This window comes from Streptomyces sp. NBC_00234, from assembly GCF_036195325.1.
Taxonomy (GTDB): Bacteria; Actinomycetota; Actinomycetes; order Streptomycetales; family Streptomycetaceae; genus Streptomyces.
This window is the reverse complement of sequence record NZ_CP108101.1, coordinates 1,908,975-1,935,163: the sequence shown is the minus strand read 5'-3', so window position 1 is coordinate 1,935,163 and position 26,189 is coordinate 1,908,975. Positions and strand designations below refer to the sequence as shown.

At 71.9% G+C, this 26,189-nt stretch carries 23 protein-coding genes; 16 read left to right on the top strand and 7 right to left on the bottom strand.

Translation table 11 applies throughout. The annotated features are described in order from the left end of the window. The first annotated feature begins 194 nt into the window (after positions 1-194). The 3 genes from OG230_RS08410 (at position 195) to OG230_RS08400 (ending at position 4,757) form a co-directional block, all read left to right on the top strand. On the top strand, positions 195-3,515 hold the full coding sequence (locus OG230_RS08410) for an amino acid adenylation domain-containing protein (RefSeq protein WP_328909508.1): 3,321 nt from the start codon (positions 195-197) through the stop codon (positions 3,513-3,515). A gap of 16 nt (positions 3,516-3,531) precedes the next feature. Then, a complete protein-coding gene (locus OG230_RS08405) occupies positions 3,532-4,329 on the top strand; it encodes a leucyl/phenylalanyl-tRNA--protein transferase (RefSeq protein ID WP_328909507.1) in 798 nt (265 codons plus the stop codon). A 65-nt stretch (positions 4,330-4,394) separates the two neighbouring features. Beyond that, positions 4,395-4,757, top strand: coding sequence for a VOC family protein (locus OG230_RS08400; protein WP_328909506.1), 363 nt, complete (start codon positions 4,395-4,397; stop codon positions 4,755-4,757). A 15-nt stretch (positions 4,758-4,772) separates the two neighbouring features. Here the strand turns inward: OG230_RS08400 and OG230_RS08395 are convergent, their stop codons facing one another. Both OG230_RS08395 and OG230_RS08390 read right to left on the bottom strand, forming a co-directional pair. Next, positions 4,773-5,942, bottom strand: a complete 1,170-nt coding sequence (locus OG230_RS08395; RefSeq protein ID WP_328909505.1) for a DUF7847 domain-containing protein — start codon at positions 5,940-5,942, stop codon at positions 4,773-4,775. Positions 5,943-6,036: 94 nt separating this feature from the next. Continuing rightward, on the bottom strand, positions 6,037-6,948 hold the full coding sequence (locus OG230_RS08390; RefSeq protein WP_328909504.1) for a winged helix-turn-helix transcriptional regulator: 912 nt from the start codon (positions 6,946-6,948) through the stop codon (positions 6,037-6,039). 142 nt (positions 6,949-7,090) lie between these two features. Here OG230_RS08390 and OG230_RS08385 point away from each other — a divergent pair, with 142 nt between their 5' ends. Continuing rightward, positions 7,091-8,344, top strand: coding sequence for an MFS transporter (locus OG230_RS08385; RefSeq protein WP_328909503.1), 1,254 nt, complete (start codon positions 7,091-7,093; stop codon positions 8,342-8,344). Positions 8,345-8,353: 9 nt separating this feature from the next. Continuing rightward, positions 8,354-9,352 (top strand): 2,3,4,5-tetrahydropyridine-2,6-dicarboxylate N-succinyltransferase, encoded by a 999-nt coding sequence (dapD, locus tag OG230_RS08380; RefSeq protein ID WP_328909502.1) that lies wholly within the window; start codon positions 8,354-8,356, stop codon positions 9,350-9,352. A gap of 94 nt (positions 9,353-9,446) precedes the next feature. Here dapD and dapA read toward each other — a convergent pair whose 3' ends face one another. Further along, the gene (dapA, locus tag OG230_RS08375; protein ID WP_328909501.1) at positions 9,447-10,337 is read right to left on the bottom strand and encodes a 4-hydroxy-tetrahydrodipicolinate synthase; all 891 of its coding nucleotides are present in this window, start codon (positions 10,335-10,337) and stop codon (positions 9,447-9,449) included. A 143-nt stretch (positions 10,338-10,480) separates the two neighbouring features. On the opposite strand from dapA, the gene OG230_RS08370 reads away from it, so the two are divergent. The 6 genes from OG230_RS08370 to OG230_RS08345 all read left to right on the top strand — a co-directional run bounded on the left by OG230_RS08370 (position 10,481) and on the right by OG230_RS08345 (position 16,479). Then, positions 10,481-11,140 carry a DUF4232 domain-containing protein gene (locus OG230_RS08370; RefSeq protein WP_328909500.1) on the top strand — a complete coding sequence of 220 codons (660 nt, stop codon included), beginning with the start codon at positions 10,481-10,483 and terminating at the stop codon, positions 11,138-11,140. An 18-nt stretch (positions 11,141-11,158) separates the two neighbouring features. Beyond that, complete coding sequence (locus tag OG230_RS08365; RefSeq protein WP_328909499.1) at positions 11,159-11,947, top strand: SGNH/GDSL hydrolase family protein; 789 nt, start codon at positions 11,159-11,161, stop codon at positions 11,945-11,947. A 75-nt stretch (positions 11,948-12,022) separates the two neighbouring features. Continuing rightward, a complete protein-coding gene (locus OG230_RS08360) occupies positions 12,023-12,736 on the top strand; it encodes an antibiotic biosynthesis monooxygenase (protein ID WP_328909498.1) in 714 nt (237 codons plus the stop codon). A 76-nt stretch (positions 12,737-12,812) separates the two neighbouring features. Then, positions 12,813-14,297: a hypothetical protein gene (locus tag OG230_RS08355; protein WP_328909497.1), complete on the top strand. Its 1,485-nt coding sequence runs from the start codon at positions 12,813-12,815 to the stop codon at positions 14,295-14,297. A gap of 203 nt (positions 14,298-14,500) precedes the next feature. Continuing rightward, positions 14,501-15,982, top strand: coding sequence for an alkaline phosphatase PhoX (locus OG230_RS08350; RefSeq protein ID WP_328909496.1), 1,482 nt, complete (start codon positions 14,501-14,503; stop codon positions 15,980-15,982). 266 nt (positions 15,983-16,248) lie between these two features. Further along, positions 16,249-16,479 carry a hypothetical protein gene (locus tag OG230_RS08345; RefSeq protein WP_073720249.1) on the top strand — a complete coding sequence of 77 codons (231 nt, stop codon included), beginning with the start codon at positions 16,249-16,251 and terminating at the stop codon, positions 16,477-16,479. A 113-nt stretch (positions 16,480-16,592) separates the two neighbouring features. Here OG230_RS08345 and OG230_RS08340 read toward each other — a convergent pair whose 3' ends face one another. The 3 genes from OG230_RS08340 to OG230_RS08330 form a co-directional block, all read right to left on the bottom strand. Continuing rightward, entirely contained in the window at positions 16,593-17,810 is a 1,218-nt protein-coding gene (locus tag OG230_RS08340) for a TerD family protein (RefSeq protein ID WP_328909495.1), read from the bottom strand. Between the two features lie 66 nt (positions 17,811-17,876). Continuing rightward, positions 17,877-18,107: a hypothetical protein gene (locus tag OG230_RS08335; RefSeq protein WP_328909494.1), complete on the bottom strand. Its 231-nt coding sequence runs from the start codon at positions 18,105-18,107 to the stop codon at positions 17,877-17,879. Between the two features lie 62 nt (positions 18,108-18,169). Continuing rightward, on the bottom strand, positions 18,170-18,979 hold the full coding sequence (locus OG230_RS08330) for an NAD-dependent epimerase/dehydratase family protein (protein WP_328909493.1): 810 nt from the start codon (positions 18,977-18,979) through the stop codon (positions 18,170-18,172). 256 nt (positions 18,980-19,235) lie between these two features. Between OG230_RS08330 and OG230_RS08325 the strand changes: the two genes are divergently transcribed. Both OG230_RS08325 and OG230_RS08320 read left to right on the top strand, forming a co-directional pair. After that, on the top strand, positions 19,236-20,210 hold the full coding sequence (locus OG230_RS08325; protein WP_328909492.1) for a 5-dehydro-4-deoxyglucarate dehydratase: 975 nt from the start codon (positions 19,236-19,238) through the stop codon (positions 20,208-20,210). Next, positions 20,207-21,385: a hypothetical protein gene (locus tag OG230_RS08320; protein WP_328909491.1), complete on the top strand. Its 1,179-nt coding sequence runs from the start codon at positions 20,207-20,209 to the stop codon at positions 21,383-21,385. The genes OG230_RS08325 and OG230_RS08320 overlap by 4 nt, the downstream gene beginning before the upstream one ends. On the opposite strand, the gene OG230_RS08315 is transcribed toward OG230_RS08320, so the two are convergent. After that, entirely contained in the window at positions 21,368-22,603 is a 1,236-nt protein-coding gene (locus OG230_RS08315; protein ID WP_328909490.1) for an MFS transporter, read from the bottom strand. The genes OG230_RS08320 and OG230_RS08315 overlap by 18 nt on opposite strands. A 209-nt stretch (positions 22,604-22,812) precedes the next feature. On the opposite strand from OG230_RS08315, the gene OG230_RS08310 reads away from it, so the two are divergent. The 3 genes from OG230_RS08310 to araD are packed head-to-tail and all read left to right on the top strand — an operon-like array spanning position 22,813 to position 26,128. After that, the gene (locus OG230_RS08310) at positions 22,813-23,469 is read left to right on the top strand and encodes a GntR family transcriptional regulator (protein ID WP_328909489.1); all 657 of its coding nucleotides are present in this window, start codon (positions 22,813-22,815) and stop codon (positions 23,467-23,469) included. A 32-nt stretch (positions 23,470-23,501) separates the two neighbouring features. Beyond that, positions 23,502-24,404 (top strand): dihydrodipicolinate synthase family protein, encoded by a 903-nt coding sequence (locus OG230_RS08305; protein WP_328909488.1) that lies wholly within the window; start codon positions 23,502-23,504, stop codon positions 24,402-24,404. Further along, positions 24,401-26,128 (top strand): L-arabinonate dehydratase, encoded by a 1,728-nt coding sequence (araD, locus tag OG230_RS08300; protein WP_328909487.1) that lies wholly within the window; start codon positions 24,401-24,403, stop codon positions 26,126-26,128. Before OG230_RS08305 ends, araD begins: the two co-directional genes overlap by 4 nt. Positions 26,129-26,189 lie beyond the last annotated feature (61 nt).

Genomic DNA, 26,189 nt, shown 5'->3' with positions numbered 1-26,189 from the left:
AATTTGCTGGTCAACAACCCAGCCACCTCCTGATCGGCGTCTGTAGTCGCTTTATCGCAAGTGCCGCCATTTCAAGCGTTCCACAGGAATCCCGAACGGGCCAATTGTCGTTCTCCGGTGCCCGCAACAGTGCCCGCAACCGTCAATCCCGCGCGGCGCGCTCATTGCCACCGGATCGTGCATCATCGAAGTGCGTGACCATCACTGTTCAGGAGGTCCGGATGGTGAGCAACCGCCCCAGCCGCCTGCCGCAGGACGCCGCCTGCCAGGTCCTCGTGAACGAGGCCGAACAGTATGCGATCTGGCCCGCCGAACTCGGGATTCCGGCCGGCTGGTACCCCGTGGGCGATCCGGACTCCAGGGCCGGGTGCACGGCCGCCGTGGAGACCCTGTGGACGGACATGCGTCCGCGCGGTTCACGTCCGCGCGGAGCCGACGGGACCTGGTCCCCGCACCGGCGGGAGGAGGCCCCCGCCGCTCCCGGCGTCTCGGAGTCCCTGCGCAGGCACGCGGCCCGGCAGCCGGGCGCGATCGCGGTGGTGTCCGACGGACCCGAACTCGCCTACGGCCTGCTGGACCGTCGTGCCAGCGGACTCGCCCACCGGCTGAACTCACTCGGAGTGACCAGCGAGAGCGTGGTCACCCTCTGTATGGAGCGCAGTGCGGACCTGGTGACCGCGATGCTGGCGGTACTCAGGAGCGGCGGAGCCTTCCTGCCGGTCGACCCGGGATTCCCGGCGAGCCGCTCGGCGCGGCTGGCCGAGGAGGCGGGTTCCCGGGTGGTGCTCACCACCCGGGCATATGCCGGGATCTTCGGGAACGGGCCGGGCCGGATCCTCCTCATGGAGGACTTCCTCGCGGACGCCGCGTCCTGGTCCACCGAGCCGCCCCGGGCCGGCCCCAGGGCCGACGACCTCGCCTACATGATCCACACCTCGGGCTCGGCGGGCCTGCCCAAGGCGGTCATGGTCAGCCACGGCTCGTTGTGCGGTGTGCTGTCGGACGTGTCCGGAGCGTACGGGCTGTCCCCGGGCGACCGCGTACTGCAACTGGCGGCGCCGGGCTTCGACACCTCGATCGAGCAGATCCTCGCGACGCTCGTCAGCGGGGCGACGCTGGTCCTCGGCGGACGGCACACCTGGGCGCCGACCGAGCTGCTGCGCCGGCTGCCGGAGCACGGGGTCACCGTGGCGGACCTGACGCCCGCCTACTGGCACCAGTTGGTCAAGGCCGCGGAGGACGACAGCGAGGCGCTGCGCTCCCTGAGGCTGATGATCGTGGGCGGCGACACGGTGCTCCCGGACGACTGCCGCACCTCGTTCCGCAGGATGCCCGCCGCGCGCCTCGTCAACGCCTACGGGCTGACGGAGGCCACCATCACCTCGGCGCTGTGTGTCCTGACCGAGGAGACGCTGCCCCCGCACGCCCGCGGGCCGACCCCGGTGGGCAGAGCCCTGGGGGACACCCGCATCCACGTCCTGGACCGGGATCTGCGGCCGGTGCCGCCGGGCCGCAGGGGCGAGATCTACATCGGCGGTCGCGCGGTCGCCCGCGGCTACTGGCGACAGCCGGGCCTGACCGCCGAGCACTTCCTGCCGGACCCCTACGGCCCGGTCCCCGGCGAACGGATGTACCGCACGGGCGATCTCGGGCGGTGGCGTCCTGACGGGAACCTCGACTTCCTGGGACGGTCCGACCGCCAAGCGAAGGTCTCCGGATTCCGGGTCGACCTCGCCGAGGTCGAGTCCGCGGTCGCCGCCCATCCGGCGGTCGACCGCGTCGCCGTGGTGGTACACGACCGGGGCGACGGCGACCGGGCCCTCGCGGCGTACTACACGCCGGTGCTGCCACCCCCCGCCGAAGGAGCGGCCCCGGCCCGGATCAGGGAGTTCGTCGCCGGGACCGTCCCGGGACACATGGTTCCGGCGACCCTCACCGCCGTCGGTGAACTCCCCGTCACCCGCAACGGGAAGACCGACCACCGCGCCCTCACGCGCCGCGGGACGGCACCCGTCGGGCACGGCCCGGCGGAACACCCGTCCGTACAGACCGGAATGGCGCAGCTGTGGGCGCAGATCCTGGACATCGACCATGTGGGACCGGCCGACGACTTCTTCGAACTGGGCGGGAACTCCCTGCTCGCCATGGAGATGATGGCGCGCGCCCGCATCATGTTCGGGATCGGCGTGACGGAGATCCGGAACCTGACCCGCTCGCTCCTGCGCGACGCCCGTCTGCACGCCTTCGCCGACGTCGTCCTGGCGGCGCGGGCAGGCACCACGGACGGCACACCGGCCGTGCCCCCGGACTTCGACGCCGAGGCCGACCTGCTGACCGTGCCGGTCCGCCGCTCCACCGGCCGCGCCCCGCACCCGGAGCACCCGACGGAGATCCTCCTCACCGGCGCCACGGGGTTCTGCGGAACGCACCTGCTCGGCACGCTGCTGACGTCCACCCGGGCGAGGATCCACTGCCTGGTGCGTGCGGCGGACGAGGAGCACGCCCTGGAACGCATCCGCGGCGCACACCAGCGCTACCTCCTGCGGGACCTTCCCCCCGGCCGGGTCCTCCCCGTCGTCGGCGATCTGGCGAAGCCGCTCCTCGGGCTGCCGGAGGACCGGTTCGAGCACCTCGCGGCGACGATGGACCTCGTGTACCACTGCGGCGGCCAGGTCAACTTCATCTACCCGTACGCCGAGTTGAGGGACGCGAACGTCAGCGGCACCCGGGAGGTCATCCGGCTCGCCGGTGCGCTGCGCTCCATTCCCGTGCACTACATATCCAGCATGGCGGTGCTCGCCGGCCTCGGGGCGGCAGGCGTACGGCACGCCACGGAGGAGACGCCGCTGTCGCACGCCGGGCATCTGGGGGTCGGGTACGTGGAGTCCAAGTGGGCGGCCGAGAAGCTGCTCCACAATGCCGCGGCCCGGGGACTGCCGGTCGCCGTCTACCGTCCCAACGACGTGACGGGGGACCGGACCACGGGAGTGATGAACACCGGCACGGAGATGTGCGCGCTCATCAGGTTCATCGCCGATACGTCCTTCTTCCCGGACGTCGACCTGCCCCTGGACTTCATTCCGGCGGACTGTTTCGCCCGGGTGGTCGCCCATGTCTCCACCCGGCTGCCGGCCACCGGGAACGTCTACCACCTCACCAACCCCCGGGTCGCGATGATCGGCGATCTGGCGGAGCGGCTCGGGGCACGCGGCTATCCCGTGCGGAAGCTGCCCTACGACGCGTGGGTCCGCGAACTGGTGGGGTACGCGGCGGGTCATCCGACCCACCCCGTCACCCCGTTCGTCGCGTTGTTCGTCGACCGGAGTGCCCGCGCCGACATCACGGTCGCGGAGATGTACTTCCAGCGGAACTTCCCCTCCACGACGCGGTCCAACACCGAACGGGCCCTGCGCGGCACCGGTATCGGCATTCCCCCCGTGGACGCCGCACTGCTCGACACGTACATCGACTCGTTGCTGGACGACGGCTATCTCGCCCCGCCGCGGAGTGGCTGAGGAGAGGACCACGGGCATGGTGAACGGGTGCGGCTCCTGGGCGTCGCTCGACCTCGCGCACGCGCCCGCGGGCGGACCTGTCGCGTTCTGCGGAGACCTGAGTCCGGACACGGTGCTGGAGGCGTACCGTGCGGGGCTGTACCCCTTCCCCGCGCAGGACGCCTTCGCGTGCCAGATGAACGAGGCGCTGTTCGAGGCGGACGTCGCGTCAGGGGCGATCGCGATCCTCGGGGACGGGAAGCGCAACCCCTACGAGGTCGCCTGGTGGTCACCCGACCCGCGGCCCGTCGCGTCCCCCGGGGACGTCCACATCGGGCACGGTCTGACGCGCCGGCTCCGCAACCGTCTCGGCTGGACCACGACGGTCGACCGGGCGTTCCCCCAGGTGCTCGACGAGTGCCGGCGCGGGCGCAGCCCGCAGTGGCTGACCGAGGAACTGATGCAGAGTCTGACCCTGCTCAACGCAGGGCGGTCGGCGCACAGCGTGGAGGTCTGGGAGGGCGACACCCTCATCGGTGGGGCCTACGGCATGCAGACCGGGACGGTGTTCAGCCTGGACTCGATGTTCCACCGGCGCTCCGACGCCTCGAAAGTGGCGCTCGCCGATCTCGCGGACCGGGCCGGTGCCGTCGGCGTACACCTGCTCGACGCGCAGTGGGACAGCCCGCAGATCCGGGACATCGGATTCGCCCCGGTCTCCAGGGATCGGTATCTGGCCACGCTGCGGTCCGCCGGGGACGCGCCGTCTCCGCCCGAGGACCCACGGCCCGCCCGACGGCTGGTCCCGGCCCGCGGACTGCCCGGGGGAGGGTGAAGGGATCCGGCCCCGATCCCGGTACGGAATGGCGAACGGCCATGTCCGCCGACAGACTGATGGGCATGGCCGTTCGCTTGTACCACCACGTCGTCGACACCCACGATCTGCCCGCCCTCGCCTCCTTCTGGTGCGCGGTGCTGGACTGGCGGATCCTCTTCGAGGACAAGGACGAGATCGTCATCGGCGCCGACGAGTTCGCGATGCCCGGTATGTGCTTCGTCCCGGTGGAGGAGCCGAAGACCGTCAAGAACCGGCTGCACATCGACCTCGCACCCGACGACCAGACCACCGAGGTCGAGCGCATCATCGGGCTCGGCGCACGGCGGGTGGATGTCGGGCAGGGGGACGTGAACTGGGTGGTGCTGGCGGATCCCGAGGGGAACGAGTTCTGCGTCCTCAGCCCGAAGCGGTCCCTCGTGGACTGAGCGGGCCGGGTGGCGTCAGCCGCCGTACGGCGTGGTGCCGTACTGCGGAGCGCCGCCCTGCTGGGGTACGGCGGCGGCCTCGGCCAGGACCGGGCCCAGATTCTCCGTCCGGATGCGCCGGTCGACGTAGAGCAGACCGTTCACCAGCTGCGGGAACGTCGCCGAGACGATCTGGGCGACCATCTGCCCGAGCAGCGTCGCCACCAGATAGCCGCTCATCGCGATGATCACGGCGGTGGCGCTCGGGTCGGAGTCCAGGTCCGCGGTGCTGATCATGCCCGGGAACATGCCGAGGACGGAGAACGGCATCTGGATGATGTAGGCGGCGACGGCGGTCATGAGGCTCGCCAGCAGGGTGATCCCGAAAACCCGCCACCAGTCGCCGCGCACCAGCTGCGACGAGCGGCGCAGCGCCCCGACAGGGCCCTGCCCCTCGAAGACCACGGCCGCCGGGGCGAGGGAGAACTTCACCCAGAGCCAGAGCGCCGGCGGTGTCGTGAGCAGGGCGCACAGCGCGCCGAGCGACATGATGGTGAGGGCGCCGGAACCGCCGTCGAGGGTGATGAAGGCGGTCATCATGGCGATGAAGGCGACTATGGCGAGGCCGATCGGCACGGTCGCGATCAGAGCCGTGAGGAAGACGGTGCCGATGAGAGCGGGCACGCGCACCCACGCGCGCCGGAACACGGTGGCGAAGGTGACCCGCCGGCCCAGCACCGCGTCCTGGAGGATCGCCGGGACGGATCCGTACATCAGGGCGGACGCGAGGATCATGACGACGATGCCGAGCAGCGCGACGATGCCGAAGGCGGTCAGGAGCGGTACGTAGTCGGAGGAGGAGGGCTCCTCGCCCGACGAGAGCGCCACGAGGCGGTCCAGATGGTCGCTGACGGCGGAGTAGGCGACGGCCAGCGCCGCGGCCATCACGAGCACGGCTCCGCCGTACAGCGCGAGGCCCATGCCGAACAGCTGCTTCCAGTACCGGCCCATCGTGCTGAAGGCGCCCCCCAGCAGGTCCCCGAGCCGCAGGGGAGCGAGAGGTATCACTCCGGGCTTGGGCGGCGGCATCCAGCCGCCCCATCCCGGCGGGCCGGGAGGTCCGCCGTACGGTCCGCCGCCGTACGGCGAGCCCCCGAGATGTGCGCCCCCGTGTGCGCCGCCGCCCCACCCTGCGTCCTGCGACACTGCTTCTCCGTCGTGTTGTCGTTCGTACAGTCGTCCGATGTACCGGTCGGGACACCGTAGCGTCCCGCCGCCCGGGCTCCTGACGTTCGCCGGTTCACGGTCCGGCCGGGAGGTCCTCCGTCGCCGTACGGCCCGCGCCGTCGCGGACCACGGCCAGCGCCGTACGCACGCTCGCCTCGATGTCCGCGATCGGGTACAGCGCCTCGCGGACCGTCCGGTCCCGGTCCACGACCAGGGTCAGCCGCTTGAGCCGGCTGACCCCCGCCGCCCGGAACGTCGGCAGGCGCAGCGCCGCCGTGAGGGCCAGCCCGGCGTCGGAGAGCAGCGGGAACCGCAGCCCCTCCAGCTCCGCGAACGCCCGCTGTTCGTCCGGGCGTTGGGTGGAGACCCCGTGCACGGTCGCGCCGGCCGCGGTGAACTCGGCCAACTGGTCCCGGTACGTGCACGATTCGAGGGTGCAGCCGCGCGCGCCCGGGATCTCGCCCCAGCCGGGCGGGTAGGCGTCCGCACGGGCGTAGGCGCCCGGGAAGAAGTACAGGACGGTGTACGGGGTGGCGGCGACCGGATCGTGCGAGGCGCCGTCGTGGCCGAGGAGCCGCAGTTCCGGCAGACGCGTCCCCACCAGGGCGTGCACCCGGGCGGCCTCCTTGGACGTCTCGCTCGCTGTCGCCATCGTCTCTCCCTCTCCCGACACCCAGGCGTCGCCCCAGTCCTGGAGCGCGATGAGAACAGGCAGTAGTGCGCGCCCGCGCGGGGTGAGCCGGTACTCGTACCGCACCGGCCGTTCCTGGTAGGGCTCGCGGAACAGCACGTCCGCGTCGACGAGCAGCCTCAGCCGCTCGGTGAGCACCTTGCGGGACACGCCGAGTTCGTGCTGGAGCGCGTCGAAGCGGTGCACCCCGCGCGCGGTGTCGCGCACGATCAGCAGGGTCCACCAGTCGCCGACGACGTCGAGGGCCTGGGCGATCGCGCAGTCGGCGTCGGCCAGGCTGGTTCGCTGGGGCATGGCGTGCCTTCTTCCGTCCTGCTTCCTGCTTCACTTCCCGCGGTCATCTGTATGTGTACTCGGTTGACCTGCCAAAAGCATGCTGCCATAGTCCGTTCCCAAGGGGAACTCACTAGGAGTCCCGTGGGGAGGGCGGGCCGGGATGCGGATGCTGCGGGATGTGCCGAGGACCGTGCGGCTCCTGGCGTTCGGCGCGTTCCTCAACACGGTCGTCAGCTTCACGTTCGTCTACCTGTTCGTGTATCTGACCGGCCCCCGCGGACTGTCCGTCACCCAGGCCGGCGTGATCAGCGGCATCGGCGGAATCGGCCTCGTCGCGGGGAACTTCACCGGCGGCTGGTTCGGCGACCGATACGGTCACCGCCGGATGCTCCTCCTCGGGGCCTGCGTCGGCGGCACCGCGCTGGTCACCCTGCCCGTCCTGCCGGTCGCCGCCCTGTACGCGGTCCTGCCGCTCGCCCAGTACGCCTCCGGAGTCGTACGCGCCGCGAACGCCGCGCTCGTCGCGGTGTCCGTCCCCGAGGGGAGCCGCCGGCAGGGCTTCGCCCTCACCCGCTTCGCCTCGAACGGCGGTTTCACCGTCGGGCCGCCGCTCGGAGCCCTGGTCGCCGCCCGCTTCTCCTACGACTGGCTCTTCCTCGCCGACGGCCTCGGCACGCTCCTCTTCGCCGCGTACACGGCCGCGGTCCTGCCGGCCCGCGGGGCCGCCCACGACCGGCCCGCGCACGATCCCGCCGCCCCCGGGCTCCGGCACGCGCTGCTGGCCAGGCCCGCCGTCCTGGTGCTGCTCGCCGCGATCGTCTGCGTCGACCTCGTCTACCGCCAGATGTTCTCCACCCTCCCCGTCTTCCTCGCGGACCACGGCCGGAGCACCCAGTTCTACGGCTGGCTGCTCGCCGTCAACGGCGGCGTGATCCTCTGCCTCGAACTGCCGGCCGCCCACGCGCTGCGCAAGCGGGCGCCGCTGACCATCGTGGGAACCGGCCTGCTGCTCGTGGGAGTCGGCTACGCCGCGCTGATCCCCGGCGCCGGCGCGCTGTTCGCCGTCACGATGATGGTCTCGCTGACCGCGGGGGAGATCCTCTACAAGACCACGGCCACCGCGTACGTCGCCGACCAGGCGCCCGCCCACGCCCAGGGGACCTTCCAGAGCCTGTACGCGGGTGTCTCGATCAGCGGTCAGGTGCTGGCGCCGCCGCTGGGCGGCGCGCTGTACGCGACCGCGCCCGCACTCCTCTGGCCGGTCTGCGCGGTGCTCGCGGGCGGCGCGGGGGCGGCCGTGCTGGCGGCGAGGCGGCTGCGCGAACCCGGCAGACCGCCGCGGGCGGCGGGGGACGGCCGTGCGGCCGGCCCGGTCGTTGAGACCGGTTCGCCCGCGCGGCCCCCGGCCGGTTAGGTTTTGGTCATGACCGACACGACTTCCCAGGGTTCCCCCCGCACCACCGGCGCCGTCGCCGCCGGCCTCGCCACCATCGCCGGTGACGGCACCGTCCTCGACACCTGGTTCCCCGCCCCCGAGCTCGTGGCCGAGCCCGGCCCGGCCGGTACGCAGCGCCTCACGCCGGACGAGGCCGTGAACCGGCTCGGCGAGGCCGCGGCCAGGGCCATGGGCGTGGACGCCCGCCGTGGTGTGGAGGTCGTGGCCGTCGCCACGGTCATCTCCTCGCTGGACGACAAGCCGCTCGACGCGCACGACGCGTACCTGCGTCTGCACCTGCTCTCCCACCGCCTCGTCCAGCCGCACGGTCAGAACCTCGACGGCGTCTTCGGCCTCCTCGCCAACGTCGCCTGGACCTCGCTCGGTCCGGTCGCCGTCGACGAGCTGGAGAAGGTCCGGCTGAACGCCCGCGCCGACGGCCTGCACCTCCAGGTCACCTCGGTGGACAAGTTCCCGCGGATGACGGACTACGTCGCGCCCAAGGGTGTGCGGATCGCCGACGCCGACCGTGTCCGGCTCGGTGCGCACCTCGCCTCCGGCACGACCGTCATGCACGAGGGCTTCGTCAACTTCAACGCGGGCACGCTCGGCACCTCGATGGTCGAGGGCCGCATCTCCGCGGGCGTCGTCGTCGGCGACGGTTCCGACATCGGCGGCGGCGCGTCCACGATGGGCACGCTCTCCGGTGGCGGCAACGTCCGCATCACGATCGGCGAGCGCTGCCTGGTCGGCGCGGAGGCGGGCGTCGGTATCGCGCTGGGCGACGAGTGCGTCGTCGAGGCCGGGCTGTACGTCACGGCCGGCACGCGCGTCACGATGCCCGACGGCCAGGTCGTCAAGGCCCGCGAGCTCTCCGGCGCCTCGAACATCCTCTTCCGCCGCAACTCGGTGACCGGCACCGTCGAGGCCCGCCCGAACAACGCGGTGTGGGGCGGCCTCAACGAGATCCTGCACCACCACAACTAGCGTCTTTCGTTTGGATCAGGCCGGCATGATCCAAACGAGAGGCCCTGGGGTCATTCGTCACGCCCGACGGGACCGGAGCCGGTCCCGTCGGGTGTTACGGCGCCCCGAGCAGCCTGGCGTGCGCCCTTCGCAGGGCGTCCGCCGCTTCCTCCCCGGCGGGCTGGAGGGGTTCGCGCACCGGGCCCGCTGCCAGCAGGGCCTTGGCCGTCACGGTGCCCGGGAGTCCGGACGCCATCATCAACTCGACCAGTTCGATGGTGAGTTCGTTGAGCCGGGCAGCCCCCGCGGTGTCCCCGGCGTCGAACGCGTCCAGCACGGACCGCATCTGACGCGGTGCCACATTGGCGACCGTGCTCACATAGCCCGCACCGCCCAGGGCGTACAGCGGCAGATTCAGTTCCTCGCTTCCCGAGTAGTAGGCGAGCGAGGTCCTCGACATCACCTTCGTGGCGCCGAGCAGGTCGTAGCTGCAGTCCTTGACGGCCACGATGCGCGGGTGCTCCGCGAGCCGCAGCAGGGTCTCCGGCTCGATCCTGGTGCCCGTGCGGCCCGGGATGTCGTACAGCATCACGGGGATGCCCACGGCGTCGGCGACGCGGGTGAAGTACGCCTCCACGGCGGCCTGCGGCGGCCGGCTGTAGTACGGCGTCACCACCAGCAGGCCGTCGGCGCCCGCCTCTTCGGCCTCCCGCGCCAGCTCGACCGTACGGCGGGTGTCCGGGCTGCCGACACCGGCCAGGAGCGGGACCGCGTCACCGACCGCTTCCCGTACCGCCCTCAGCAGCGTGGTCTTCTCGGTGTCGGTGGTGGTCGGCGACTCACCCGTCGTGCCACTCAGGACGAGCCCGTCGCAGCCGTCGGCGACCAGCCGGGCGGCGTGCTGCCGTGCGGTGTCCAGGTCCAGCTCACCGGTGGCCGTGAACGGCGTGATCATGGCGCAGAGGGCGCGGCCGAAGGGTGCGGCGGCAGGGGTGTCGGCTGTCATATCCGCAGTCTCGGCCCTCGAACCATGAAGGTCCACTTAGTTCTTCTTGGGGTGAGGGTGTAGAGATGCTGAACCTTCACCGGGCGGTACGGCGTCTGGCATGATCGAACGTGCGAACGGCGGACCGACGTGGGGGCGGGCGGATGGCGGCACGGTCAGGCAGGCGGATACGGGGACCGGTCCCGGCGGTCCTGTTCACGGCAGGAGCGCTCGCGCTCTCCGGATGTGCCGGATTCCTCGTCCCGGCGGGCGAGGGCGAACCCGGACCGGAATCGAGTCCGGCGAGCACGACGGCCCCGCCCGTGAGCATCGAGCCGCTCGCCCCGCGGCCCACGGCCGACGTCCCCGCCCAGGGCCCGGACCCCACTCCCACCGCCCAGGGCGACTGCCCCGCCTCCGGTGCGCGCGTGGACATGGGGGAGGTGGAGACGGCCATGTTCCACCGGGCCGTCGTCCTGACCCTCACCAACTGCGGTGACAAGCCCTACCCCGTCAACGGCTATCCATCGGTCCAGGCCCTGGGTGAGGAAGGCGAGCGGCTCCCGGTGAAGGTCAACCCGGGCGGTTCGTACTTCGGCTCCGACCCCGGCGCCCGGGCGATCACGCTGAAGCCGGGCGGCACCGTGCGCTCGGTCCTCGCCTGGGTGTCCACGCAGGAGGGCGGCGACCTCATCGAGGGCGACGCGCTGGAGATCGCCGCCGCCCCGGACGCGGGTTCCCGTGTCTTCCCCCTGGTGGGGCACGACATCCGGCTGATGGACGAACTCAACATGACCGCCTGGCGCGTGCAGGACACCAACTGACCCCAGGAGGGGCACGGCATGACGGACAGACAGACCTTCACCCGGTACGTGGCCGTCGGCGACAGCCAGACCGAAGGGCTCGGTGACGGCGACGACCTCCTCGGGTATCGCGGTTTCGCCGACCGCCTCGCGGAGATCCTGGCCGCCGAGAGCCCGGAACTCCTCTACGCCAACCTCGCGGTACGGGGCAGGCTCGCGGCCGGGGTGAAGGCGGAACAGCTGGAGCCCGCGCTCGCGCTGCGGCCCGATCTCGTCACGGTCATGGCGGGGATGAACGATCTCGTACGTCCCGGCTTCGACGCCGCACGGGTCGCCGCCGACCTGGAGGAGATGTTCGCCGCGCTGACCGCGGCCGGCGCCACCGTGGTCACCGTCACCTTCCCCGACATCGGCCGCATCTCCCCGCTGGCCCGGCGGGCGGTTCCCCGGGTCCTCGACCTCAACGCCCGGATCAGGGAGGCAGCGGCCCGGCGCGGCGCCCTCGTCCTCGACACCTTCCCGCAGGCCGCCACGGTGGACCCCCGCCTCTGGAGCCAGGACCGTCTGCACGCCAGCCCGCTGGGCCATGCCCGCATCGCCTCCGGCATGGCCGACGTGCTCGGAGTGCCCGGACACAGCGGCTGGGCCGCGCCACTGCCGCCCCGGCCCGCCCGCTCCGCCGTGCGCAGGGCAGCCGCGGAGGTGGGCTGGGCGGCGACCTTCCTGGGGCCGTGGGCGGTCCGCCGGATCCGGGGACGCTCCTCGGGCGACGGACGTGTGGCGAAGCGCCCCTCGCCTGCCCGGGTGCGGACCGGCGCCGCCTCTTGACCTCAAGCGCGGTTGACCTACGAGGGTGGTGAACGCGGGGGCGCCGCAGGGGCGCCCCGAGAAGGGACCACCGCCATGACCGCGCAGTTCGTCTCCCGGCCCGACCTCACCCGTTCCGACGCCGGGATCGTCAAAGCGAGCACCTGGGACGTCGGCACCCCCGAACGGCAGCGCCGGACGGTCGACGCCATCCGCGAGGCGTGGGGCAGCCGCGACTGGCCCCACCCCGGTCTGCTCTCGTACACCGTCCACACCGGGGAGGACGGGAAGACCCTGCTGCACTACTCGCAGTGGTCGGAGGAGGAGAGCTACCACGCCTTCGTCGCGGGCGCCCGGGACGAGCGGAACGCGGACATCGACGCCGCCGTGCCCGGCATCGAGCGGCTCGCGCTCCACACGTTCGAGCGCTACCGCTCCACGGCGCCGCGGGCGGGCGAGGCACGCGAGCCGGGATGCGTCGTGACCGTGGACGTCGAGTTCGACGGGCCCGACCCGGCCCGCCAACGGGACTGGGTGGACACGGTGTTCGAGGCGCTGGGCGCCGACCCGGCCCCCGCCCCCGGCGGTATCGCCGGCCACTTCCACCTCGGGACGGACGGCACCCGTGTGCTCAACTACGCGGAATGGGAAAGCGCGCAGGCGCACATCGACGCACTCGCCGGGCCCGGTGACGGTATCGGTTCCCCGACCCCGCAGTGGACGAGGGTGCGGAACTACCCCGGTGTGACCGGCGGCGCGGTGAAGCGCTACACGCCCGCGTTGAGCCTTGTCCCGGGTGGCATGGGGTGAATTGCGTCTAGGCTTGGGCGGCCCGAGCCCCGTACCCGCCGGGTACGCCCCAGTACGTTCCTAGGAGAACCACCTGATGTCCGCAGAGCGCCCCTCCCTGCCGCCGGTGCGGCTGCACTCCGAGGCCGAGCTGGCACGGGACGCGCTCGCCGCTCCTCTGCTCGCCCGTGCCGTCAGGCTCGCCCGCTGGGCCGGACCCGGAACGCGGGTCGGTGCCGGTGGTGAGCTGGTCGAGGCGCAGCTGCCGGCGGCGGCCGAGCACCTGGGCCTGGACGCCGACGAGGACGGTGCCGCGTACGCCAGTGAGGCATGGCGCCTCGCGGTCGACACCGGGCTCCTGGACGTCGAGGATCCCGCGGACTCCGAGGACGGCGAAGGGGGCCCGGACGGCGGAGAGTCGGAAGGGACCGTCACCGTCGGCGAGAACCTGGCCCTGCTGACCGGCGGCTCCCCGCAGGACGTGCTGGCGATCTGGCTCGACGGTCTGGAGGCCGTGTACGCCGACGCCACCGCGCCGGCCTTCGACGACTTCGCCGATCTCGTCAACGAGGACGGTTCCATCGACTTCGACGCCCTGGACTGGGACCCGGAGGCGGAGGCCGAGTTCCTCGACGGAGTGCTCGGCAACCTCTATCTGCTCACCGTGTCGGAGGCCGGTCCCGGAGAGGACCCGCTGCCGCTGCCCGCCCTCGCCGCTTCGGTGATCGTCCCCGACGACATGGGTGAGCCCACCGACGACGTACTGGAGCAGGTGTCCGAGGCGATGATGCGCCTCGACGACCAGTTCCGGGTGCTCGAACCCATCGGGATCGTCGAGTACCGGCCGCTGGACGAGTCCTTGCTGATCGAGGCCGACGAGGACGGCACGCCGTCGGCCGACGAGGACGACGTCACTCGGTACGGCCTCGTCAAGCTCACCCCGCTCGGCCTGTACGGCATCCGCGCCCGGATGCTGGATGCCGGAGTGGACGCCCCCGCGGTCGGCGACCTCGCCGAGAAGGGGGCCGAGGAGCTCCTCGCGGGCATCGCCTACTACCCCGAGGACCTCGCCCGCGCCGAGATCCAGCTGTGGCTCGGCCACCACGGGAGCACCGGCGCGGTGACGGCCGCGCGCGAGCTGCTGAGCGCCTCGCGCGGCTCCGACGCGGGCGCGCCGCTGCGCCGCCTCCACTGCCAGCAGGCACTCGCCCTGGCAGGCGCCGAGGCGGAGCCCGCCGTGCGCGCGGTGCTCGACGACCCCGAACTGGGCGGTCTGGCGCGGGTCTGGCTCGCGGAGCGCGGTGCGGCGGACGTCCCCGCTCCCTCGGAGTCGATGATCTTCTGGCTGGCCGTCGACACGATCGCCGCCCAGCTGGACGCCGACGGCGACCTGGACGAACTCCAGGGTCTGGTCGAGGGGCTGGCGGGTCAGCACAGCGGCTTCTTCGACGAGGTGTGGCGGGTGGACCACCCCGGGACGGCCGAGGTCCTGGAGGCGATGGGGCGGCTGCACAGCGACAAGAAGGCTGCGAAGGAAGCGCGGAAGGCGGCGTTCAAGGCGCGTTCGCGGAAGAGCGGCTGACGGCGGAGGACTCTCCGGGCGGCATCCCGGCACCGGCGGGGTTCGGGGCCCCGGGAGCGCGGACCAGCAGGTCACGGGCACCCAGGGCCACAGCTTCACAGGAAGGATGCCGCTCGAAGTCGGGCTCCGTTCAACTTCTGTTGGTGCGGGGGAGGGAGCGTGGGCGCACACCAACCGGCCCGTCGCCTCACCAGGAGTCCGCGATGTCCATCACTCGCAGGGAATTCACCCGACAGTCCGCCCTCACCGGTGCGGGTATCGCCCTCACCGGCGCCGTGGGCACGCTGGCCACCGCGCCCGGCGCCCTCGCAGCCGAGGACACCGCGCAGGGCGCCGAGAACCACGGCCGCGGGCACGACCGGACGCCCGGATACGGTCCGCTGCTCCCCGACCCCGACGGCATTCTGGCGCTGCCCGCCGGATTCTCGTACCGCATCCTCACCCGCAGTGGAGTCACCACGCTGGAGTCCGGCGAGTCCACGCCCTCCAACCACGACGGCACGGCCGCCTTCGAGGGCCCGCGCGGCGTGACGCTGCTCGTCAACAACCACGAGCTCAAGGGCCCCCGCTCGAAGTGGCAGTACCCGGTCCCGCTCGTCGAGGGCCTGGTCTACGACCCCGCCGCGTCGGGCGGCTGCACGGTCGTCGAGACCCGCAAGGACGGCCGCACCGCCGAGTGGGTCGGCATCGCCGGCACCTCCACCAACTGCGCCGGCGGCTCCACCCCCTGGGGCACCTGGCTGACCTGCGAGGAGAACTCGGACCGGGCCGGCCAGAACGGCATGACCAAGGACCACGGATACGTCTTCGAGGTCGACCCCTCCGACCGGCGTGCCAACCGTGACCCCCGGCCCGTCAAGGCGTTCGGCCGGTACGACCACGAAGCGGTCGTGATCGACCCCAAGAGCGGTCACGCCTACCTCACCGAGGACGCCGCCGGCCCCAACGGACTGTTCTACCGCTGGGTCCCGCCGCAGGGCTTCAAGCACGGCCGCGGCAAGCTGCGCACGCTCGCCGACGACGCGGGTGTCCTCCAGGCCACCAAGTGCTTCGACCGGAACGGCGTGTTCGTCGACGACCTGTCCCGGGCCACGCAGATCGGCACGGTGTACGGCGTGGACTGGGTCGACGTTCCCGACCGCGACGCGGCGACCGTCCCGGTGCGCAAGCAGTTCGGCCAGCTGGACGTCACCCGGGCCCGCAAGCTCGAAGGCATGTGGTGGGGCGACGGCGGCACGTACCTCGTCTCCTCGTACGCCCGTGACGAGAGCCCCGTTCAGCACGACGGACAGGTCTGGTTCTACGACCCGAAGCGCCGCACGCTGACCCTCAAGGTGCTCCTCGGTGTCAACCCCGACCCCTCGGTGGACGGCGCCTTCGACAGCCCGGACAACATCACCGTCTCGCCGTACGGCGGTCTCGTCATCGCCGAGGACGGCGAGGGCATCTCGCACCTCTTCGGTGCGACGGACAGCGGCCGGACCTACCCGATCGCGCGCAACGACCTCAATGTCGGGACGGACGAGGACCCCTCGTACAGCGAGTTCGCCGGTGTCACCTTCTCGCCGGACGGGAAGACGCTCTTCGCCAACATCCAGACGCCCGGAATCCTGCTCGCCATCACCGGCCCCTGGAAGCGTCAGCCGAACCGGCCGCGCACCGCGGGCAGCGTCACGTCGGACTGATCGTCACCGAACGGCAGTGTGCGGGCACGGTAGGTGACAGGCCCTCGGGGGAGGGCTGTCGCCGGGCCGGCCACGCCCCGTCGGGAAGCGAGAACCGCCACACCTTCGGGGGGCGTTCCCGGGCGGCATTCCGCATGGCGCCCCTGGTGGCAGCGGGCGAGAGGGCCGGTCGGCACCGGAACGGCTGATTACGAATCCGGCACTACTGCGCCCCCAGGAGTGGTCGGGCATGGCGTCGGGCGCTCCGGAGGCGCATACTCAAGGTAATGAAACAGTCAGCCGGATCCCGGCGTCACCTGCCTTCCAGTCCCTTCAACCGCCCGGCCCAGGCGGCCCCACCGGTCGAATGTTTCGATGTGGGCGACAGGGTGTCGCACGACCAGTTCGGGCTCGGCAGAATCCTCGCTGTCGAGGGCGACAACGATGCAGTCCTCATCGACTTCTCTGGGCGACAGGGGAGGATCCTGAGCCCGTACTCCAAGCTGACCAAGCTCTGAGAAGGAGGACGAGCTCACACAGCGTCCGCCCGGAGAATCTCCGGACCCGGGGCACCTGAGAGTCATCAGGTGCCCCGGAAGCCGTTTCCGGGGCGGGAGGGCCCGCCGCCGAGTTACAGGGACTTGGCGGCGGGCTTCACCATGCCCCGGACGGTGCGGGACTTCACGAACTCGCCCATGCCCGTCATCTCCCACTCGCCGGAGAACTGCTTGATCAGCTTGGCCATCATCACGCCGGTCTGCGGCTCCGCGCCGGTCAGGTCGAAGCGGACCAGCTCCTCGCCGGTGGCCGCGTCGATCAGCCGGCAGTAAGCCTTGGCGACCTCGGTGAACTTCTGGCCGGTGAACGAGTTGACCGTGAAGACCAGGCCGGTCGCCTCGGCCGGGATGCGGCCCAGGTCCACGACGATCACCTCGTCGTCCCCGGCGCCCTCGCCCGTGAGGTTGTCGCCGGAGTGCTTGATCGCGCCGTTCAGGATGGAGAGCTTGCCGAAGTAGCAGCTGTCCAGGTGATTCCGGTTGGGGCCGTAGGCGATGACGGAGGCGTCGAGATCGATGTCCTTGCCCCGGAACGCGGGCTCCCAGCCGAGGCCCATCTTGACCTGGGAGAGCAGCGGCCTGCCGCCCTTGACCAGGGACACCGTCTGGTTCTTCTGGAGGCTGACGCGCCCCTTGTCGAGGTTGATCTTGCCGGAGCCGGCGGGCGCGGGTGCGGCGGCCGGCGGGGCGGGCGGAGCCACCGGGGCCGGGGGCGCGATGCGGGGGTCGACGGGGGCGGCCTGCGGGACCGGCGGGGCGACGGGAGCGGCCTGCGGGGCCGGAGCGGCGGGCTCCTCCACCGAGACGCCGAAGTCCGTGGCGATGCCGGCCAGCCCGTTCGCGTAGCCCTGGCCGACGGCGCGGGCCTTCCAGGCGCCGTTGCGCAGATAGATCTCGATGACCACGAGCGCTGTCTCGGCGCCCAGCCGGGGCGGGGTGAACGTGGCGAGCGCGGTGCCGTCGTCCGCGTTGCGCACGGTGGCGGTGGGCTCGATGCCCTGGAAGGTCTGGCCTGCCGCGTCCGGGCTCGCGGTGACGACGATCTTCTCGATGCCGGGCGGGACCGCCGTGGTGTCCACCACGATCGCGTCGGGCGCCGAGCCGCCGCCGGACCGGTAGGTCACGCCGGAGCCCGAGGGCTGGTTGTAGAAGATGAAGTCGTCGTCGGAGCGCACCTTGCCATCGGCGGTGAGCAGCAGGCCCGAGACGTCGAGCCGCACGGGAGCGGCGACGTCCACCGCCACGCGGGCGGCGGAGAGAGGGATGTTCGAGCCGGGGGTCATTGCGGTCATGCACGGGGTAACGAACGACCCCGCTTTGCCGTTCCCTTACCTTCGCGGCGCGTGCTCCGTACGGGTTCAGCGACCGCCCCGCTGGTTGCGCGGGTGGTTGCGCGCGGCGCGCTCGTTGCCGTGCTTGTACGCCCCCGTCCAGCGGGCCATGACCAGTTGGGAGTCGCCCGAGGCCACCTCTGCCAGGAACTTCTCGGCCCGGGCCCCGCGCAGCGTGCCCGCGGGGCGGCCGTGGTGGGTGAGGGTGACGCTCGTGTCGGCGTGCTGCTCGTACAGGAATCCGGAGGGTTTCGGCATGGTCCGAATGATGCACGCGCGTACGGCGGGCGTCACCGGATTTCTGCCCGCCCGGAGTCCGCTCAGCGGGGCCAGATGGGCGGGTCGGTGACGAAGTGGCCGCCGAGGTGGGCGTGCTCGGGGTTGTCGGGGTCCAGTTCGCCCTGTTCGGCGACGAGTTTGTCCGCGTACGGCTCGGAATCGTCCTGCGGCTCGTACCCCAGGGACCGGGCCGAGCTCAGGTCCCACCACAGGCGGGTGTTGTCCGAGGAGCCGTAGACGACGGTGTGCCCGACGTCCTCGGCGGTGAGGGCGGCGTGGAAGAGCCGGGCGGCGTCGGCGGGGCTCATCCAGACCGACAGCATCCTCACGGACGTCGGCTCCGGGAAGCACGAGCCGATGCGCACGGACACGGTCTCCATGCCGTGCCGGTCCCAGTAGAGCTGGGCGAGATCCTCGCCGAAGGACTTGGAGAGTCCGTAGAAGGTGTCGGGGCGGCGGGTGACGCCGACCGGGATCAGCGGGTCTCCGGGGAGCGGACGCGGGGTGTAGCCGATGGCGTGGTTGGACGAGGCGAACACCATGCGCCGCACGCCCTCCTCGCGCGCGGCCTCGTAGAGGTTGTACGTCCCCTCGATGTTCGCGCGCAGAATCTTGTCGAAAGAGGCTTCCAGGGAGATGCCCGCGAGGTGGATGATCGCGTCGACGCCCCGCACGGCCTCGCGCAGCGCGTCCTTGTCGCCGAGGTCGGCGACGATCGCGTCCGGTTCGCCCTCGACCGGCGCGATGTCCAGGAGCCGGAGCTCGTACCCGTACGCGGGCAGCAGGGCGCGCATCAGGGTGCCGAGGCCGCCGGCGGCGCCGGTGAGCAGGACGGTACGGGGAGCGGGCATTCGGGGATCTCCTCGGTGCGGTCGCGGACGTGACAGACACGCGCGACGCGTCAAATCCATGGATGACATTCACATGCATGGACAAGCTAAGAAGTCGCGGCGGATCGCGTCAAGTCTTTCGTGGAGTCGGTGAGTCCACCCCCTGCTCGGCACTCCTGTCTTGACCTGCGTCGGGAGGCTGCCTTAACGTGGCGCCGTTCATAAATATGGACGACGATCAGAATTGTGCACGCCTGAACCTGCTCAGGGAGCGCCAGTGACCTCAGCCCCCCTTGCCGCCCGGCTCACCCATGTCGCCGGGCCGCTCTTCTTCCCCGTCACCGCGTACGGGCCGGACGGTGCCATCGACCTCGATGTCTTCCGCGCGCATGTGCGCGCCGGCATCGACGCCGGTGCCGCCGCGGTCTTCGCGTGCTGCGGCACGGGCGAGTTCCACGCGCTGACCCCGGAGGAGTTCCGTCTCCTCGTCGGCGCGGCGGTCGAGGAGACGGCCGGGCGGGTGCCCGTCCTCGCGGGCGCCGGTTACGGCACCGCGCTCGCGATCCAGTACGCGAAGCTCGCCGAGGAGGCGGGCGCGGACGGGCTCCTCGCCATGCCCCCCTACCTCGTCGTCGCCGGCCAGGAGGGGCTGCTGCGCCACTACACGGCGCTCGCCTCCGCCAGCGCCCTGGAGACGATCGTCTACCAGCGCGACAACGCCGTCTTCACTCCGGAGACCGTCGTCGCCCTCGCCCGGACGCCCGGGATCATCGGGCTCAAGGACGGCTTCGGCGACCTCGACCTGATGCAGCGCATCGTCAGCGCCGTACGCACCGGGCTGCCCGGCCAGGACTTCCTGTACTTCAACGGGCTGCCCACCGCCGAACTCACCGGCCTCGCCTACCGGGGCATCGGCGTCACGCTCTACTCCTCGGCCGTCTTCGCCTTCGCCCCGGACATCGCCCTCGCCTTCTACCGGGCCCTGGACTCCGGCGACGACGAGCTGGTCAACGCGCTGCTCGACCACTTCTACCGGCCGCTGGTCGAACTGCGAGCCAAGGGCCACGGCTACGCCGTCGCGCTCGTGAAGGCGGCCGTCCGGCTCGGCGGACTGGACGTCGGCGAGGTGCGCACCCCGCTCACCGAGCCGCCCGCCGCCCACATCAAGGAACTCACCGGGATCATCGAGAGCGGACGCGCCCTGCTGGCGGAGCGCGAGGCCGAGGGGCCCGGGGCGGGGGCGCGCGGGTGAAGACCTCCGCCTTCCTCTACCCGTGGGACGTCGTCGGTGACCCGGACGCGGCGGCGCGCGTCGCCGGCCTCGGCGTCCAGCAGGTGACCCTCGCCTCGGCCTACCACTCGACCCGGGCACTGACCCCGCGTCACCCGGGCAGCCGGATCGTCACCGCCGAGTACGCCGCGGTGCTCTACCCGCCGGACGCGGCACGCTGGGCGGGCCGTGCGCTGAGGCCCCGCGAGCAGTCCTGGGTGCCGGGCACCGACCCGTACGCGGAGGCGGCGCGGGCGCTCACCGAGGCCGGGATCGAGGTGCACAGCTGGGTCGTCCTCGCCCACAACTCCCGGCTGGGCGCCGAACACCCCGGCACCTCGGTGGTCAACGCCTACGGCGACCGCTACCCGTGGGCGCCCTGTATCGCGCAGCCGGACGTCCGCGCCTATCTGGTGGACCTGGCCGCAGAGGCCGCCGTACGCGAAGGGACCCTCGGTACCGAGCTGGAGTCCTGCGGCTGGTACGGCTTCGCCCATCTGCACGCCCATGACAAGACGGCGGGCGTCGGGCTCGGGGAGGCGGCGCAGTACCTGATGTCGCTCTGCTTCTGCCCGGACTGCCGGGCCGGGTACGGCGAACAGGGCCTGGACGCAGACGAGCTGAGCGCCTCGGTGCGCCGCGCCCTGGAACCGGTCTGGAGCGGCTCGGCCACCGCCGGGGCGGGCTGGTCCGGAGTCGGCGAGCTCCTGGGTGCCGACCTCGCCGATGCCACCTTCCGGTGGCGCGGCCGGGTCGCCCGTACGCTCCAGGAGTCCGCGGTCGCCGCCGTGCGGGAGGCGGCCGGGGCCGGGTTCCAGGTGCTCCTGCACGCCGACCCCGCCGCGTACCGCACGGGTGCCAACGTGGGTGTCGACGCGGGGCACATCCTCTCCGTCGCGGACGGGGTGGTGCTGCCCTGCACCGGTGGTGACGGGGCGCGCGAGGCGGTACTCGGACCGTTCGCGGGCGGTGGCGGTGTGCTGGCCGCCAACTTCGGGGTCGTCTCCGGAATGGGCGGCAGCCCCGGCACGCTCGCCCGGGACGCCGCGCACGCGGCCTCCCTCGGTGCCAACGAACTGCGGCTCTACCACGCCGGGCTGGCCTCGGGCCCGGACCTCGAAGCCGTCGCCGACGCGCTCTCACGCATCGGGCGATGACGGGACCGGGCCGGTGGGGGTGCCCGTCAGCCTTCCCCGCCGGCCCGTGACCAGCCGGGCAGCGGTCAGCAGCCCGCCCACCGCGACCAGGGCCAGCGCCACCCGTACGTCGGCCACCGCGACCAGACCCGCGCCGAACGCCAGCGCCACCGCGTTCGGCGCCGTCATCAGCGCGCCGGCGGTGGCCGCCGTACGCCCCAGGACCCCGGCGGGCGTCTCCCGCTGCACCGCCGTCGTCGCGGCGACGAGGACACAGGGCAGCCCCGCCCCGATGGCCGCGCTCGCCGCCAGGGCCACCGCGTCGTACGGCAGCGCCCGCGCGCCCGCCCCCGCGGCGAACAGCGCGATCCCGCCCGCCGCGAACACCCGCTCGGGCAGCCGTCGCAGGAGCGGCCCCGCCAGCAGCCCCACGGCCACCGAACCGGCGCCCTGCGCCGCGTACAGCACCCCCGTGTACGCGGGGGAGTGGCCCAGCCCGTCGTCCACCACCGCGTAGATCGCCGCCCCGTTGAGTCCGGCGAGCAGCATCGTCACGGCCGCGGCGAGCACCAGGGGCCGCAGGACGGGCGAACCCCGCAGTACGCGTGCCCCGGCCGCCAGGTCGCCCCGCCGCCACGTCGTCGCCGCCGGGGCCGACTCCCGTACCCGCAACCGCGTGAGGACCAGTGCGGCCAGGACGAACGTCACCGCGTCCAGCGCCACCACCACCTCGCCGCCGAAGCGCGCGAACAGTCCCGCGCCCGCCAGCGGTGCGAGGAGCTTCATGCCCTCGTTCGCCGTCATGCGCAGCCCGTTGAAGTCGCCGAGCAGCCGGGCGTCGACGGTGCGGGCGACCAGCGAGGACTCGGCCGCGTCGAGCAGCACGCCGCCGATCCCGTAGAGGACGAGCACGGCGAAGAGCAGGGGGACCCGGTAGGCCGCGTCGACCAGCAGCAGAAGGGCCAGCACCCCCGCCAGGGCCAGATTCACCCGGATCAGCAACGGCTTCCCGGGCATCCGGTCGGCGAGCGCGCCGAGGGCGGGCCCGGCGAGCACCGGTGCCCACATCGCGCACACCGTCAGGGCCGCCAGACTGTCCGAGCCCGTCAGGGACTTGACCCAGATACCGGCGGTGAGCCACATCGCGGAGGTCCCGAATCCGGACACCAGGACCCCGGCCAGGCAGAGCGCCGCAGTGCGGTCGCGCAGTACGTTCTTCACCGCTGCGATGCTGGCCACTAAGGGGGGTCGGGGACATCGGGCGTATGCCCTAAATCCCCTCGTCCGGATCACGCGGAGGTCCCCGGCCACCGAACGGGCTTGATTTTTCAGCCACTTCTTTTGTCAGAAGCGTTGACGAAACATTCGGGACAGCTCTAGCTTCATCGCGTCGTACTTCGTACGTCATATATGAGACGCGATACGCGAGATGCGAGAGCCCTTCACCCATGACTTTTGCGCCCACCCCGATTCCGTCCCGCACCCAGTACGTGCTGGAGGCGATCAAGCACGCGATCCTCACCGCGCAGCTGAGACCCGGGCAGGCTTTGGTGGAGACCGAACTCGCCGCACAGTTCGGGGTGTCGAAGACCCCGGTGCGCGAGGCGCTGAAGACACTGGCCGGTACCGGGCTCGTCGTCATGAGCCAGTACAAGGGCGCCACCGTACGGCTCGTCGACGCGACCATGGCCCGTGAGGTCTACGACGTCCGTCTGCTCCTGGAGCCGGAGGCGCTGCGGCGCTCCATCACCCGCAGGGCCTCGCTCGACGAGGCGCAGGAGGCCCTGGAACGGGCCGACTCGGCACAGGACAAGGCCGAACGCTCGCTGGCCAACCGGGACTTCCACCGGGCGCTGTACCTGCCCTGCGGAAACCCGCTGCTCGCCCGGATGCTCGACGAGATCCGCGATCAGGCCGCCCTCGTGTCGACCGTCGCCTGGTCGGCCATTCCGAGCTGGGAGCGGGAGGCGGCCGAGCACCGGGAGATCCTGCGGCTCGCGCTCGCCGACGACGCGGCGGCGGCTGCCGGGGCTCTGCACGACCACATCGCGTCGTTCGTGCGCCGCGCGTTCCCCGACGACGTCGACGGGGGCGACGCGGCGTGAACCACCAGCACACCGACGAAAGGCGTGTCCGCATGGACCTCACTCCGCTGAAGGCGGCCCTCGCAGATGTCGTGGCGATCCCGGTGACTCCGTTCGCCGAGGACGGGACCATCGACACGACGGCGCACCGCGCCCTCCTGCGACGACTGCTCGACGGCGGCGTCCGCATCGTCACCCCGAACGGCAACACCGGGGAGTTCTATGCGCTCACGCCCGACGAGCGGCGGGCCGTCACCGAGCTGACCATCGACGAGGCGGCAGGTCGCGCCACGGTCCTGGTCGGCGTCGGCCACGACGTGCCGACCGCCGTGGACGCGGCCCGGCACGCCAGGGACGCCGGCGCCGAGATGGTGATGGTGCACCAGCCGGTGCACCCGTACGTCTCGCAGGACGGCTGGACCGACTACCACCGCGCCATCGCCGAGGCCGTCCCGGAGCTCGGGGTCGTCCCGTACATCCGTAACCCGCTGCTCGGCGGCGAGGCGCTGACCGCGCTCGCCGACAGCTGCCCCAACGTCATCGGCGTGAAGTACGCCGTGCCGGACGCGGCCCGCTTCGGCGCCTTCGCCCGGGACGCCGGACTGGAGCGCTTCGTCTGGATCGCCGGCCTCGCCGAGCTCTACGCGCCCTCCTACTTCGCCACCGGAGCCACCGGCTTCACCTCCGGCCTCGTCAACGTCGCCCCCGGCGTCTCGCTGGCCATGCTGGAGGCGCTGCGGGCCGGCGACTACGCGGCGGCGATGAAGGTCTGGGAGCAGATCCGCCGCTTCGAGGAACTGCGCGCCGACCGGCAGTCCGCCAACAACGTGACGGTCGTCAAGGAGGCCCTGGCCTCGCTCGGGCTCTGCCGCCGCGACGTCCGCGCGCCCAGCAGGGTGCTGCCGGACGCACAGCGCGCCGAGGTCGCCGACCAGATCGCCGGGTGGTCCATATGACCGCTCGCCTCACCTCCGAGGGGCTGCGCAGCCACCAGTGGTACGGCACGGACGGGCTCCGCTCGTTCAGCCACCGCGCCCGCACCCGTCAGCTCGGCTACCTCCCCGAGGAGCACCTGGGCAAGCCGGTCGTCGCGATCCTCAACACCTGGTCCGACATCAATCCCTGCCACGTCCATCTGCGCGACCGTGCGCAGGCGGTCAAGCGGGGTGTCTGGCAGGCGGGCGGCTTCCCGCTCGAATTCCCGGTCTCCACCCTCTCGGAGACCTTCCAGAAGCCGACCCCCATGCTCTACCGCAACATGCTCGCGATGGAGACCGAGGAGCTGCTGCGCTCGTACCCGGTCGACGGGGCCGTGCTGCTCGGCGGCTGCGACAAGTCGACGCCCGCCCTGCTCATGGGCGCCGCGTCCGTCGACCTGCCGACCGTGTTCGTCCCCGCGGGGCCGATGCTGCCGGGCCACTGGCGCAACGAGGTCCTGGGTTCCGGTACGGACATGTGGAAGTACTGGGACGACAAGCGGGCAGGGCTCATCGGTGACTGCGAGATGGCCGAGCTGGAGAACGGGCTCGCCCGTTCGCCCGGCCACTGCATGACGATGGGCACGGCGTCGACCCTGACGGCCGCCGCCGAGGCGCTGGGCGTCACGGTGCCGGGCGCCTCGTCCATCCCGGCCGTCGACTCCGGGCACGACCGGATGGCGGCGCAGTCGGGCATCCGGATCGTCGAACTGGTCTGGCAGCAGCTGACCTTGTCGAAGATCCTCACGGCCGAGGCGTACGAGGACGCCGTCGCCACGGTCCTCGCGCTCGGCGGTTCCACCAACGCCGTCATCCATCTGATCGCCATGGCGGGCCGGTCCGGGGTGAAGCTCACCCTGGACGACTTCGACCGCATCGCCCGGACCGTGCCGGTCCTCGCCAACCTCCGGCCCGGCGGGAAGTACCTGATGGAGGACTTCCACTTCGCCGGAGGGCTGCCCGGTTTCCTGGCCCGCCTCACCGACGTACTGCATCTGGACCGTCCCACCGTCTCGCACACCTCGATGCGCGAGCAGTTGGACGGGGCGCTCGTGCACGACGCGGACGTCATCCGGGAGCGGGACAACCCGCTCGCCCAGGAGGGCGGCGTGGCGGTGCTGCGCGGCAACCTCTGCCCGGACGGCGCGGTCATCAAGCACATCGCCGCCGAGCCGCACCTGCTGCGTCACACCGGTCCCGCGGTCGTCTTCGACGACTACAAGGAGATGCAGCGCACCATCAACGACCCGGACCTGGCGCTCACCGCCGACCACGTGCTGGTGCTCCGCAACGCCGGACCCAAGGGCGGTCCCGGAATGCCCGAGTACGGGATGCTGCCGATCCCCGACTACCTGCTGAAGCAGGGCGTACGGGACATGGTGCGGATCTCCGACGCCCGGATGAGCGGCACGAGTTACGGGGCGTGCGTGCTGCACATCGCACCCGAGTCGTACGTCGGCGGGCCGCTCGCCCTCGTCCGGACCGGTGACGCGATCACCCTGGACGTCGAGGCGCGCCTGCTCCACCTCGACGTCTCCGAGGAGGAGCTGGAGCTCCGCCGCGCCGCGTGGACGCCGCCGCCGGACCGGTACGGGCGCGGTTACGGGGCGCTCTACCAGGACCAGATCACCCAGGCCGACACCGGCTGCGACTTCGCCTTCCTGGCCCGCCAGGGAGACGTGCCCGACCCGTACGCCGGCTGAACCGGGCCGATGAGAATTCTGCGCGCCGCCCCGTTCGGCATACCGAACGACATGCGGTAAG